Source organism: Paraburkholderia sp. SIMBA_027, assembly GCF_046535315.1.
GTDB classification, from domain to species: Bacteria; Pseudomonadota; Gammaproteobacteria; order Burkholderiales; family Burkholderiaceae; genus Paraburkholderia; species Paraburkholderia tropica.
Map to the genome: position 1 here is coordinate 1 of NZ_JAWRWY010001449.1, position 242 is coordinate 242.

Genomic DNA, 242 nt, shown 5'->3' on the forward strand with positions numbered 1-242 from the left:
CGCCCTGCCGCAGGCGCCGCAGCAGTACAAGCAGCTGCTGATGGTTGCCGGTTTCGACCGCTACTTCCAGATCGCGCCGTGCTTCCGTGACGAAGATCCGCGTGCCGACCGTCTGCCGGGCGAATTCTACCAGCTCGACGTCGAAATGAGCTTCGTCACCCAGGAAGACGTCTGGGATACGATGGCTCCGATCGTCACCAACGTGTTCGAGCAGTTTGCCGAAGGCAAGCCGGTCACCAAGG

General features: G+C 62.0%; 1 protein-coding gene. It reads left to right on the forward strand.

Going from position 1 to position 242, the window contains the following annotated elements; all coding sequences use genetic code 11:
* A partial coding sequence (locus SB764_RS43985; RefSeq protein WP_410867312.1) for an amino acid--tRNA ligase-related protein occupies positions 1-242 on the forward strand: 242 nt, incomplete at both ends.